The sequence below is a fragment of the Dyadobacter subterraneus genome (assembly GCF_015221875.1).
Lineage (GTDB): Bacteria > Bacteroidota > Bacteroidia > Cytophagales > Spirosomataceae > Dyadobacter > Dyadobacter subterraneus.
This window is the reverse complement of record NZ_JACYGY010000001.1, coordinates 2,431,479-2,443,885: the sequence shown is the minus strand read 5'-3', so window position 1 is coordinate 2,443,885 and position 12,407 is coordinate 2,431,479. Positions and strand designations below refer to the sequence as shown.

Sequence of the window (12,407 nt, the reverse complement as noted above, 5' to 3'; positions counted from 1 at the left end):
TTGGAAAGGTTAAGATCTTAAAGTGCCCAGGTTTTTTGTCCTTCTTTCATCGGATATGAGCCATCGAAACGTCCAGGAATTGGTAAATAATCCAACGCCTGGGTCGCTCCTATTTCAGATGTAAAATATGCGGTAACGGTAAGTCCCTTCATTTGCAAAAAGAAAGGCTTGTCTGCCGTTGTACTGCGTTTTACAATTTCATTTTTCTGAGTTGTATCCAACGCAGCAAATCCTTTTCCATAAAGATCATGACTGTCTTTATTTATCCTTTCTACACCAGCGTAAAATTTCTGCTGTTCGTCCTGAACGTAGCAATCCCGCATCACACGCGTGATAAATTTTTCAACTCCGGCAGCTTTGGCACCCGGCGTTTTTGTTGTTGGAATGATAACATCTGCGATTTCCGCAAGCAAAGCTTCCTGCTCGGCAGAAACTTCAAGAGAAGGCCCGAAATTCAGCTTTTCTCCCATTACACCAGCCATTAAAGGTGCAGAAATAACGCCTCCCATCAGAAGGGTTAATTTTTGAACGGCTTCTCTACGATTCATCTCAAAAGAAAATGGTTAATAATTGATCCAGGGTTTGTCATTGAAAGTCAAACGGATATCAAGTCCGTCGTCCTATAAGACAAATAACTTCGTAAGTTAATCAAATACAGGATTTAATTAAACTTTTTTACTAATGCTTTTCGCAATTTCTAAATATTTACTTCAACTAATTCCCGGTATATCTATATTTTTTCAATCTTCAAAAATTATTTCAGAAAATTGAGTTAATTAATTTGGTTGATATGTCTACCTATTTTACATTTGTGTCATGGATATAGAAATTAAAGAACTGAATAAAGCCAATTATGAGCGTTTGAGCCGGATGATGTTGTTCAACATTATTACTGTTTCGCACCTCGTTGGCCGGAATACCAACAAAGAGCTGGCCAAAATGGGCTACACTTTGCAGGTTGAACAGCTTCAGATATTATTCGTCGTTTACCTTCGCGAAGGGAATTCACCATCGCAGCAGGAAATCGCAAATTTCACGCAAAAGGACAAAGGAGGCATCCAGAGGTCAATCCAGACGCTTGCAAGAGACGGTTACGTAAGAATTGTAGGTGATTCCAGCGACCGCCGTAAAAACCTTATCGAGCTTACGCCGGCCGGTAAAATGGTAGCGACCAAAATGATGGAATCTATTGAAGATATCGACAGACGTATGACTGCCTCTATTAGTCAAGAAGAAATTGACTCATTGATCTCAATCGTCAGCAAAATTTCAAAAGTAATGAAAGAGTAAAAAAATTTGGATATATAGTTGATATATCCACAGTAGACACATCAACCTATTAGTATGAAAAAAAGAATTTTTTGTAAACTGTTTGTATTGCTTGTACTACCCTCATTGACACAAGCACAAACCGCCTGGTCCTTAAAAGATTGTATCGATTATGGCCTTAAACATTTCGGAACTGTCAGAATTGCGCAGTACCAAAAAGAAAATGCACGGCAACAGTCGCGTCAGGCTTTGTCCGGTTATCTGCCTCAGGTTTCGGGTACTGGTACATTTGATGATAACCTGAAATTGCAGACAACTGTTTTGCCTGCCGGAATTTTCGGACCTGAGCCTACGCGAATTGCACTTGGTTCGAAATACCAAACCAATTTTACAGCTTCTGCCGAGCAGGTAATTTTTGACCAGTCGCTATTAACCGGGATTAAAGCCAATAAACCGAATCAGGAACGTGCTGAACTAAACGAAAGACAAACGCAGGAGGAAATCATTTACCAGGTTTCCAAGAATTATTATCAGGTATTTGTTTCCCAGCAGCAGATTTCACTGTTACAGGATAACCTTGAAAGAACCCAGCAGGTACTCAATATCCTTAAATTACAGCGCGATAACGGGGTAATCCAACCTGTTGATTATGACCGTACAGATGTTAATTACAACAGTAATAAATCTCAGCTTTCACTGGCAAAAACCAATCTGACACTTGCCATGAACCGGTTGAAATATCAAATGGGACTTGACCAGGAGCAGGAATTATTGTTGAAGGATTCACTTTTGCTGACCCAGATTCCGACCGTTGCTGAGTCGCAGTTTGATGCCAAAAATCTCGCCAGCTTTCAGTTAAACGAAAATCAGCTAACGCTGAACCGCCTTGATCAAGAAAGAATCAAGGCCGGATATTTGCCAAGATTAAGTTTTAATGCGCGCTATGGTCAAATGGCGTTGACTAATGAATTTGGCAATTCTTTCAAAAACTTTATCGGATTTGGAACGATCGGATTAAAATTAAATATTCCAATTTTCGATGGTTTCAGCAGAAGTGCGCAAATTCAGCAAGCCAGAATAAAGGTCGTTACCCAGGAAGAACAGCAGAAAATGAATGTGCAATCTTACCGCCTTGCCTTCAATAATTCCCAATCGCAGATTCAGCAATCTCAAATTAATGTAGAAAATGACGACCGGAATGTAAAACTGGCACGGAAAGTATACGACATGACCACGCTTCAATATAAACAGGGAACTGCTCCGCTTACCGATCTTATCAACGCCGAAAATTCTTACCGTCAGGCCCAGACTGATTATGTGAATTCGCTGATCAATTTTTATCAGGCCAAGCTTGATCTGGAACAAGCCCAGGGCACGCTACTACCTTTCTTTAATCAACTTTGACATTACAAATAGTACAAGGCAATGAAAAAAACAACATTAATCGTAACACTAGCTGTATTAGCCATTGTAGTTTTAATTGGCGCACGGCTGGTTTCCAATAAGAAAACCATCGACGAAAAAAATAAACCGGTAAGCATTTCCAACGCCCCGATTCCGGTAACTGTTATTTCAGTAAGCGAAGATACTGTCAGCCAGATGCTGCTAAAAACCGGAAATCTGATTCCTTTTCGTGAAACCTCCATCATGGCAACAAGTCAGGGACAAGTTTTAAATGTGAATTTTGATCTCGGATCTCAGGTTTCAAAAGGTTCGACGCTGATTCAGATTGATAATAAGTTGAATCAATTGGCTTTGCAGGCTACGCAGCTGAATATTGACAAACTGAAAAAAGATGTTACGCGTTACAACACGCTTTACGCAGGAAATGCCACGACAGAATTACAGCTAAACCAGACAAAATACGATTATGAAAGTGCTGTAAATAAAGCGGAACAAATCACCAAGCAAATTCAGGACGCGACTGTAAAAGCGCCGATAAGCGGAAGGATTGTTAAAAAGGATATCGAGGTTGGTGAATTTGTAAATGCCGGTACTGTTTTGGGAACGATCCTGGATGTTTCCAGGCTGAAAGTTCAGGTTATGGTAAATGAAAAAGATGTTTACCAACTTCATGAGGGACAAAAAGTGAAAGTTAGTGCGGACGTACTTTCTGGTAAAATCTATCCGGGCCAAATTTCTTACATCGCGCCAAGAGGAAATGAAGAACATAGTTACCAGGTAGAAATTACTGTGGCAAATGCAGGACCACTCAAAGCCGGAACATTTGTGAATGTAGATTTTTCGCAAAAATCGCATGAAACATCTTTGCAGATTCCTCGAATTGCTTTGGTTGAAAGTATCAAAAATCCATATGTGTACGTGGTGAATAACAATGTGGCTCATCAGCGAAAAATCACAATCGGACGTGAACTGGGAGATCTTATCGAAGTACGTTACGGATTACAGCCCGGCGACCAGGTTGTTACAACGGGCCAGTTAAATCTTACAGACGGAAAACCCGTGCAGATCTCAAAATAGACCGGAAGTACATTTCGGAAATCTTTAAAACATACCATTATGTCTATAACCGAATTATCAGTTAAAAGACCGCTGCTCATTACCACTGTTTTCACCGTACTGATTCTTTTCGGTGTGATCAGTTACCAGCAGCTTTCATATAATCTTTTGCCAAAATTTGAGGCAAATGTGATCAGTGTTTCAACAACTTATCGTGGCGCTTCGGCAGATGAAGTTGAAACCAATGTTACGAAAAGAATTGAAGATGCATTGGCTTCCATCGAAGGACTAGACCGGATTAATTCCACTTCTCAGGAAGGTGCTTCTATTGTTGTGATTCAGTTGAAAAATGGTGTTGATGTGACGCTTGCACAACAGGATGCACAACGGAAAGTTGAACAAATTATCAATTTGCTGCCCGACGAAGCAGATCGTCCTACCATTAACAAATCTTCAACAGATGAACTTCCGGTTCTCCGGATGGGTGTGACGGCAAATATTTCACCAGCCAAACTTTACGATTTAATTGATGATGAACTAAAACCGCAGCTTTCAAACGCTGCCGGTGTAGGACGTATTGATTTAATCGGTGGAAATGAAAGAGAAATTCAGGTTAACGTTGATGCCCAGAAATTGAGAGCCTACAATCTTTCAATTGGTCAGGTTGCCAATGCAATCAATAATGCCAATACAAGTTATCCGGCCGGCCAGCTTGAAACGAGAGAATCACAATTATCAATTCGTTTTGACGCCTCGGTTGCTAACACAAATGCTTTCAGAAATCTGGTGATTTCCAGAACACAAGATGGCGGGGAAGTACAGCTGAAAGATGTTGCCGAGGTTGTTGATGCTACCACAAAACCAACAGCCATTAACCACATTAATGCAAGACCTTCCATTGGTTTGCAGGTTTTGAAACAATCGGATGCGAATGCTGTGGAGGTAAGCAAGCAGGTAAAAGCGAAAATTATTTCTCTTGAAAAACAGTATGCTTCAACCGGATTGAAATTCAATATTGCTGCGGATCAATCTACTTATACGCTGGCTTCTGCAAATGCGGTTGTGGAAGATTTATTTCTTGCGGTTGCGATTGTTTCGGTTGTGATGCTTTTGTTTTTGCACAGTTTCCGCTCGTCGCTTTTCGTATTGGTTGCGCTTCCGTCATCCATTATTCCTACGTTTATTTTGATGTATCTGTTAGGGTTTTCCTTGAATCTGATGACGCTGATGGCACTTTCGCTGGTTGTAGGTATTTTGGTGGATGACTCGATTGTGGTTTTGGAAAATATCAACCGACATCTTGAAATGGGAAAAAGCCGCTGGCAGGCAGCTCTTGACGGTCGTAGCGAAATCGGTTTTACCGCCCTTGCCATTACACTGGTGGATGTTGTGGTTTTTGTTCCCCTGGCCATGACGGGTGGATTGATCGGTAATATTCTTCGTGAGTTTTCTCTGGTAGTCGTTTTCTCTACTTTGATGAGTTTGTTTGTTTCATTTACACTGACGCCGCTTCTGGTTTCACGTTTTGGAAAACTGGAAGTGTTGAGCAAAACTTCTCTTTGGGGTAGACTGAATATTGGTTTTGAAAATCTTCTGACGCGTTTACAAAATGCTTATGGACGGATTCTCTTAAAGGTTTTGAGCCATAAAAGATATGTATTTCTGGGCGTGCTTGCTCTGCTAATCGGTGCTGTTGCATTGGTTCCGACAGGGTTCATCGGAGCAGCTTTTATGCCGGCAACGGATCAGGGAGAATTTACAGTTCAAATTGAACTTGCCCCAACCGCTTCAATTTATGAAAGCAATAAAGTAACGCAAATTGCTGAGCAAATGCTGTTAAAACATCCGGAAGTAACGAACGTTTTCAGCAATATCGGGTATAGCAGCAATAACCTGACATCTTCGTCTAACAGCAATCTGTCAACTTTAAATGTCAAGCTGATTGATAAAAAAGATAGAATTGTTTCTACCGAAGGTTTCAGCGTTCTCGTAAAAGAAGAGATCGCAAAAATCCCGGGCACCAAAGTAACGGTAAGCCCTGTGGGTCTGGTAGGAACGTCAGAGGCGCCTATCCAGATTGCTGTAAAAGGAACAAATCTTGAATCTATCAGAAAAGCTTCTGCGATGGTAAAACAAGTAGCGGAATCCATTCCCGGAACACAGGATGTAAAATATTCTGTGCAGGATCCCAAGCCTGAGGTCAAAGTGATTCTGGATCGTGACCGGATGGCGCAGCTTGGTATCAATGCAGTGGAAGTGGGAGTTGCACTGCAAAACGGTTTCCGTGGTGATGACCGTTCAAAATTCAAACAAAATGGAAAAGAGTATGACATTCTGGTGAGTCTGGACCAGTTTGACCGGACGAACGCTTCGGATATTCGTCAATTACTTTTTGTCAATAATCAGGGACAATCCTTTCAATTATCCCAATTTGCCACAGTTGACGAGCAAATTGGTGAAAGCGTATTGCAGCGAATTGACAGACTTTCTTCTATTTCTGTCAACGCGCAGGTAGTTGGACGTCCAGTGGGAACTGTGGGTGCTGATATTCAGGCCAAAGTAGCAAATCTGAAACTACCCGAAGGAATCACAATCCAATATCTTGGTCAGCTTCAACAGCAGGGAGATGCATTCGGAAGTCTTGGGCTGGCGCTTGTTATCGCAATTTTGCTGGTTTACTTTATCATGGTTGGACTTTACGAAAGTGTCGTTTATCCCTTTGTAGTACTCTTTTCAATTCCGGTAGCCTTGATTGGAGCACTTTTGGCTCTGGCATTAACCATGGAAAGTTTGACCGTTTTCGCAATTGTCGGGATGATTATGCTTTTGGGTCTGGTTGCGAAGAATGCAATTTTGATTGTCGATTTTACGAATCATTTGAAAGAACAGGGACATGATGTTGTCGATGCTTTGGTTGAAGCCGGAAAAGAACGTCTTCGTCCGATTTTAATGACAACACTTGCAATGGTTTTCGGTATGCTTCCTATTGCCCTTGCAAGTGGAGCGGGCGCAGAAACCAAAAATGGTATGGCCTGGGTAATTATTGGCGGATTGTCAAGTTCCCTGATTTTGACTTTGCTTCTGGTGCCTTCGGCTTATCTTGTTGTGGATAGAATTAAGGCACGTTTTGAGAAGAAGAAACCGGAAGTTGTCCTGCCTCATCAAGTGAGTGTCGGATAAAATATTTCACGTAAAGGTGAAATGGTAAAAACGCAAAGACCGCAGAGTTAAACTTTGCGGTCTTTGCGTTTTTTTCTTACTGCTTGGCGTGAAACCTTTTTTTTACTTTAATTCTCCTTTTTCAGCTTCCTTCTTCATATCCTGATCCGCATAAATCGCAATTTCAACCCGGCGGTTTTTTATACGATTTGCTTCACTATCGTTTGGAAATTTAGGTTGAGATTCACCATACCATTTTGTTTTTAACCTGGATGATGGAATATTTTCTGATTCAAGATAAGAAGAAACAGCTTCGGCGCGGCGCTCAGATAATTTCATATTCAAATCGTCAGAGCCGGTATCATCTGTGTGACCTTCCAGTAGAATCTGTGTGTCGTCATATTTGGCCAGAATGCCGCCTACTTTTTTCAGTTCAACCTTGGCATCTTCACTTAAATCCGCAGAATTAATTTTAAAAAGCAAACCTGAATTAAATGTTAAATTAATTCCCTCTCCCACTCTTTCGACAGTTGCATCCGGAATGGCTTGTTTCAGTTCTTCTGCCTGTTTGTCCATATGTTTACCAATGAAATAACCAGCAGAACCGCCCACCGCGGCACCGATCAGTGCACCGATAACACTATTTTTTCCGGTAAGTCCACCAATGGCAGCTCCGGCGGCGGCACCTCCGGCGGCACCAATTCCTGTACCTTTCTGCGTGTTGTTCAGGCTTTTACAGCCAAGTGCAAATACTAACAATAAAATTACAATGCTATTTCTTTTCACAATTTTGATTTTTAGTTGATGATTTAATTATTCACAGATTGAAGCAGACAACAAGTCCAGTTGCAGGTTTCGCAAACCCATATCCAGCGCTTTTTTCATATCTGCACACAAAGTGCTTTTTTCCTGTTTTGTCATTCGTTTTGATAACTCATTGATATCAGTCGTTACATATTTTTGCTGCAATTGTTTCAATCGGGCCTCTGTTCTGATCTGGTAAATTTCAAGATCATTTTTGCCCAGATCCAGCACTTTGTCATAAGCAGCAAAGGCGTCATCGTAGTTATTGATTTTGATCATCATATCACCTTTTTGAACAAAAAAAGCAGGGTTTGTCGGATCCAGCTCAATTGCTTTGGTCAGGTTGGTATCCGCCTCAGCCAATTTATTCAGCTGAAAATCAAGATGCGAAAGCTGAGCAAACATGGTTGCTCTGGCTTTTATGTTTTTATTCTTTTTAGTAAGATCCGTGATTTTAACAATATCTGCCTTGGCATCTTCTGTCCTACCCACATTATTCAATGCATAACTTCTTGCATAGTACGCCATTACATTTGTTTGCTTGCTGACTTTAATCGCACTTTCTGCCGCTGTAATGGCTTCATTATATTGCTTCAATCCATTAAATGCAATTGCTTTCCCGACATTCCCTTCTTCTTTGGCATCCTTGGCCGAGCAATCTTTGAGCACTTTGCTGAAAGTATTTAAAGCCTCCTGATATTGTCCCTGGTCATTTTGCTGGTTGCCAGCCTGAACCTGTTTGTAACATTTGTTTGACATGGTAATCAACTGCTGCGCCTTCAATGAAAAAGGAGATAATAGCGCAACGAAAACAAACGATTTGATTTTTGTTGTCATAAAGATGAAGTGAGCTGATTATTAGATTTTCCGATTTTTAATGATCAGAGTTATTTCTTTTTAGTCATTGACTTAAAATACAGTGCCTGCACCGGTAATCACCGGAAAATCCTATGTGTAATCTTATAACAGATCTTGCAGAATTTCCCGGATATGTTCTACACTTTTGAATTTTTCGCTTTCAACTGTATTCTCTATCTGCTCATGCGCCCAGGTAATATGATACGGAACATGTACCGCATATCCACCAATATTTAATACCGGAAGAATATCTGATTTAAGTGAATTTCCAATCATCAACAGATTTTCCGGCATGATATCCAGATGTTTAATCAGTTTCAGATAATTCGCATCATCTTTCTCTGACATAATTTCTATGTGATGAAAATAATGGCTCAATCCGGACTTTTTCAATTTTCTTTCCTGATCCAGAAGATCGCCTTTGGTAGCAACAACCAGCTTATACTTTCCCTTCAAAGATTCCAAAACCTCCTCTACGCCTTCCAGAATATCAATCGGTTCATTGAGCAGGTTTTTACCCAAATCAAGGATTTTTTCTATATGTTCAAGACTGATCGTTTTGTCCGAAATCTTCAATGCGGTCTCAATCATGGACAGCATAAAGCCCTTTACTCCGTAGCCGTAAAGAGGCAGATTGTCGATTTCGGTTTTAAACAGTTCGCGTTCCAATGCGTGGCGCTCCAGATATTCGCTTAACAATTCGCAAAACTGCTCTTCTGTTTTTCTAAAATAAGGCTCATTTACCCACAACGTATCGTCGGCGTCGAAGGCTATAACTTTTATATCCATGGATTCATATTTTGATCGAAGGCAAAAGTAGGAATTTGAGCTTGATTGAAATAAAATAAAAACATCAAAATGTTATTATAACGAACGCAGCAAAGTTATTTAATTGAAAAGAGCCACCATGAGCTAATATCATACCATCCAATTTCTCCCTTTTTAAATTACTTAATTTCGACTTTACTAATTTCGTTGCCCATACTGAGATGCCATTTATCCCCAGTTCCGCTTTAAGTATTCTTCAAAGTTGTAATTAATTCTCAAAGCGTTAGCATATCTACTGGTTGACGAATTGGCATGAATTTAAGATATCAAGGTTTGGATTTGAAAAAGTCACTTCATCAACAAACTCTAAATCATGAACTTAAATCAAAAAACACCTCGTCGCGTTTTCTTTAAAAAATCACTTCGGGATACATTGGCCATCAGTGCAGGTATGTCGCTCGTTGCAACCATGTTACCATCTTTTACTGCGGAAGCGATGGAAGTTGCTTTTATGGATGCGCCAACGGCTGCAACAGACAAAGAATTTAGAATGAAAGTTTTTGGACCGGCAACCCTTTCCCTGCAAACAAGCCAAATGGCAGTTTCAAAATGCACTCAGAAAAATGCCAAAGAATTTGCTGGTTTTGAATTGGAAGAAGCCAAATCGGTAACTGCGGTACTAAAAGATCTGGCAACGCCAATGCCTGCTATGGACGACAAAGCAAAAGGAACGCTTGAAAAACTTAAAATGGCAAAAAAAGGTGCAGAATTTGATAAGGCATATATCGAGGCGCAATATGAGAATCACGTATTTTTGAGAGATCTGGCTGCTAATTATTTAACACATGCAGCAGGAAAAACGGATCCGGCAGAAAGTCAGGGCAGACACTTGGCCACTTTGGCTCACGCTACATTTTCTGAGCATGTTATGATTACAAAAAGAATCTTAGGTGAATTAGGCGCCTGATCTTATAGGAATTAATGTTGAAGCAGGTAATTTCTCTTAATTGGGGAAGGTACCTGCTTTTTCATTTTAAAGTCGCAGCTGATAATATTTCGGTAAACAAGCATAGATTATGTAAACTTCTTACTTTATAGAACAGGCGCAAAATGCGTAGTTATCATGTATCCATGACCACAATTTCTATGAAAAAAGTATTTCACATTCTTATAATTTTTCTCACATTAACAGCTTCTTACGCACAAAAAGGCGCTAAACTTATTGTTAGAGGGGACGATATGGGATATTCTCACTCTGGAAATCTTGCTCTGATCAAATGTTACAAAGAAGGAATTCAAACTTCAATTGAAATTATTGTTCCGTCACCCTGGTTTCCGGAAGCTGTGAAAATGCTGAAAGAAAATCCTGGTGCCGATGTGGGTATTCATCTGGCGATTACCAGCGAATGGGATAATATAAAATGGCGACCATTAACGGATTGTGCGAGTTTAAAAGACGAAGACGGGTATTTTTTTCCTATGATTTATCCAAACAAAAATTATCAGGGGCGTGCCATCATGGAAAATAAATGGCAATTGGCTGATATTGAAAAGGAATTCAGAGCGCAGATTGAAATGGCTTTGAAGAAACTGCCGCGAATCAGCCATTTGTCATCGCATATGGGCTGCACCGGTATCAGCGAAGAAGTAAAAACGCTGACAAAAAGACTGGCCAAAGAATATAAAATTCCTGTTGATCCCGAGCCGAAGATTGATAAATATGTGGGCTACGAAGGAGCCCATAAAACTTCGGAAGAAAAAATAAACAGCTTCATTGCCATGCTTGGCAAACTGGAATCAGGAAAAACCTATCTTTTCCTGGATCATCCCGGATTGAACGATGCAGAACTTAAAGCCGTATCACATATTGGTTATGAAAATGTGGCGGAAGACAGGCAAGGCGTAACAGATCTTTTTACGAGTGAAAAAGTGAAAGCTGCTATTAAGGAAAAAGGCATCCAGCTGATTGGCTATAAAGATCTTGTTATAAAAAATTAGAATTGTTAGAACAACCTGCTATTACCACTTAATAAATAACTGACAATTAGAGGTTTAAAATTATTTTAGCGAGGATATTTTAGCTTGATTAACTGCTAACTTTATGCAGTTAATCAACTAACCTAGCAAAAATATGAGAATACTATGCAAATTGTTTCCGGTATTTGGATTGCTCGCACTACTCTCATCCTGCGTCGATCACAACATTGAAAATCAGATTTCCCAAACCAGCCTGACCATTAGCCCGGCACAGGAAATTACTTTTAACAGCAGCCCGGCTTACGGAGCTGCGGATGTATCCTACAACAAAAACACTCATATACTTTCCTTTAACATCTCCTGGAACAATTTGACTGATGTTCCAACAGGCGCGCATATTCATGGAACAGGCCCAAGAGGGCTTAACGCACCGATTATTTTTGACTTCGCTAATGCCATCACTAAAACAACCTCTGGAAATTACAGCCAGTCTGTTTTGGTAGACGGTACAACTTTAAAAGAAGAAGATCTGCTGAACGGGCTGTATTATTTCAATTTTCATACGTCTAATAATCCTAGTGGAGAAATGCGTGGACAGATTGAATTTTACGATCAAAGTAATGTTGTCAGTAAGAAGGGAATTGTTTTAAGCGGTGCGAATGAGGTTCCTGTCAACGCCAGCACTGCTACTGGAACGGTTGATTATTCCTATAATAAAACGACAAAATTGTTTAGTTTTTTCCTTACCTGGAATAACCTGTCCGAAATCATTACCGGCTCGCATATTCACGGTATTGCACCCAAAGGAACCAATGCGACGGTGATTTTTGATTTTTTTCCAAAAATTCAAAAAGCTAAATCAGGATCGTTTTCCAACTCGTTCCTGGTTGATGGAACTGCAATTAATGAAACTGATCTTTTGGCAGGGAAATATTATTTTAATATTCATAGTGCAGCTCTTCCTGCGGGGGAAATCAGGGCTCAAATTGAATTTTGAGATTAGCGAATGTTTCTGCTGGAATTGATGAGCTGTTTAATTTTAATACTTTGTTCTTGATTTCAGCATCTTTAAGTAAACGACTTTTAATACCCGTCGGACGGAGGGAAAAGCC

At 40.2% G+C, this 12,407-nt stretch carries 11 protein-coding genes; 7 read left to right on the top strand and 4 right to left on the bottom strand.

The genetic code is table 11. The features are described from left to right. Window positions 1-17 precede the first annotated feature (17 nt). Window positions 18-548, bottom strand: a complete 531-nt coding sequence (locus tag IEE83_RS10145; RefSeq protein ID WP_194120477.1) for a gluconate 2-dehydrogenase subunit 3 family protein — start codon at window positions 546-548, stop codon at window positions 18-20. A gap of 268 nt (window positions 549-816) precedes the next feature. Between IEE83_RS10145 and IEE83_RS10140 the strand changes: the two genes are divergently transcribed. The 4 genes from IEE83_RS10140 to IEE83_RS10125 are packed head-to-tail and all read left to right on the top strand — an operon-like array spanning window position 817 to window position 6,909. Next, window positions 817-1,290, top strand: a complete 474-nt coding sequence (locus IEE83_RS10140) for a MarR family winged helix-turn-helix transcriptional regulator (RefSeq protein WP_194120476.1) — start codon at window positions 817-819, stop codon at window positions 1,288-1,290. Between the two features lie 54 nt (window positions 1,291-1,344). Beyond that, window positions 1,345-2,673, top strand: a complete 1,329-nt coding sequence (locus IEE83_RS10135) for a TolC family protein (RefSeq protein ID WP_194120475.1) — start codon at window positions 1,345-1,347, stop codon at window positions 2,671-2,673. Between the two features lie 21 nt (window positions 2,674-2,694). Further along, window positions 2,695-3,750 (top strand): efflux RND transporter periplasmic adaptor subunit, encoded by a 1,056-nt coding sequence (locus IEE83_RS10130; protein WP_194120474.1) that lies wholly within the window; start codon window positions 2,695-2,697, stop codon window positions 3,748-3,750. 39 nt (window positions 3,751-3,789) lie between these two features. Continuing rightward, window positions 3,790-6,909, top strand: coding sequence for an efflux RND transporter permease subunit (locus tag IEE83_RS10125; RefSeq protein WP_194120473.1), 3,120 nt, complete (start codon window positions 3,790-3,792; stop codon window positions 6,907-6,909). A 102-nt stretch (window positions 6,910-7,011) separates the two neighbouring features. Here the strand turns inward: IEE83_RS10125 and IEE83_RS10120 are convergent, their stop codons facing one another. The 3 genes from IEE83_RS10120 to IEE83_RS10110 all read right to left on the bottom strand — a co-directional run bounded on the left by IEE83_RS10120 (window position 7,012) and on the right by IEE83_RS10110 (window position 9,339). Then, complete coding sequence (locus tag IEE83_RS10120; RefSeq protein WP_498070386.1) at window positions 7,012-7,683, bottom strand: YiaD family glycine zipper/OmpA-like lipoprotein; 672 nt, start codon at window positions 7,681-7,683, stop codon at window positions 7,012-7,014. 18 nt (window positions 7,684-7,701) lie between these two features. Then, on the bottom strand, window positions 7,702-8,529 hold the full coding sequence (locus IEE83_RS10115; protein WP_194120471.1) for a tetratricopeptide repeat protein: 828 nt from the start codon (window positions 8,527-8,529) through the stop codon (window positions 7,702-7,704). 123 nt (window positions 8,530-8,652) lie between these two features. Beyond that, a complete protein-coding gene (locus IEE83_RS10110) occupies window positions 8,653-9,339 on the bottom strand; it encodes an HAD family hydrolase (protein ID WP_194120470.1) in 687 nt (228 codons plus the stop codon). A 352-nt stretch (window positions 9,340-9,691) separates the two neighbouring features. Between IEE83_RS10110 and IEE83_RS10105 the strand changes: the two genes are divergently transcribed. The 3 genes from IEE83_RS10105 to IEE83_RS10095 all read left to right on the top strand — a co-directional run bounded on the left by IEE83_RS10105 (window position 9,692) and on the right by IEE83_RS10095 (window position 12,292). After that, window positions 9,692-10,285, top strand: coding sequence for a DUF4142 domain-containing protein (locus tag IEE83_RS10105; protein WP_194120469.1), 594 nt, complete (start codon window positions 9,692-9,694; stop codon window positions 10,283-10,285). A 179-nt stretch (window positions 10,286-10,464) separates the two neighbouring features. Then, the gene (locus IEE83_RS10100) at window positions 10,465-11,316 is read left to right on the top strand and encodes a polysaccharide deacetylase family protein (protein ID WP_194120468.1); all 852 of its coding nucleotides are present in this window, start codon (window positions 10,465-10,467) and stop codon (window positions 11,314-11,316) included. A gap of 133 nt (window positions 11,317-11,449) precedes the next feature. Beyond that, the gene (locus IEE83_RS10095; protein WP_194120467.1) at window positions 11,450-12,292 is read left to right on the top strand and encodes a CHRD domain-containing protein; all 843 of its coding nucleotides are present in this window, start codon (window positions 11,450-11,452) and stop codon (window positions 12,290-12,292) included. Window positions 12,293-12,407: the final 115 nt, after the last annotated feature.

Excerpts from the sequence above, each read along its gene's own strand:
- IEE83_RS10130 (WP_194120474.1), top strand. The coding sequence starts at position 2,695 with ATGAAAAAAACAACATTAATCGTAACACTAGCTGTATTAGCCATTGTA.
- IEE83_RS10145 (WP_194120477.1), bottom strand. The coding sequence starts at position 548 with ATGAATCGTAGAGAAGCCGTTCAAAAATTAACCCTTCTGATGGGAGGC.
- IEE83_RS10115 (WP_194120471.1), bottom strand. The coding sequence starts at position 8,529 with ATGACAACAAAAATCAAATCGTTTGTTTTCGTTGCGCTATTATCTCCT.
- IEE83_RS10095 (WP_194120467.1), top strand. The coding sequence starts at position 11,450 with ATGAGAATACTATGCAAATTGTTTCCGGTATTTGGATTGCTCGCACTA.
- IEE83_RS10100 (WP_194120468.1), top strand. The coding sequence starts at position 10,465 with ATGAAAAAAGTATTTCACATTCTTATAATTTTTCTCACATTAACAGCT.
- IEE83_RS10140 (WP_194120476.1), top strand. The coding sequence starts at position 817 with ATGGATATAGAAATTAAAGAACTGAATAAAGCCAATTATGAGCGTTTG.
- IEE83_RS10105 (WP_194120469.1), top strand. The coding sequence starts at position 9,692 with ATGAACTTAAATCAAAAAACACCTCGTCGCGTTTTCTTTAAAAAATCA.
- IEE83_RS10125 (WP_194120473.1), top strand. The coding sequence starts at position 3,790 with ATGTCTATAACCGAATTATCAGTTAAAAGACCGCTGCTCATTACCACT.
- IEE83_RS10135 (WP_194120475.1), top strand. The coding sequence starts at position 1,345 with ATGAAAAAAAGAATTTTTTGTAAACTGTTTGTATTGCTTGTACTACCC.
- IEE83_RS10110 (WP_194120470.1), bottom strand. The coding sequence starts at position 9,339 with ATGGATATAAAAGTTATAGCCTTCGACGCCGACGATACGTTGTGGGTA.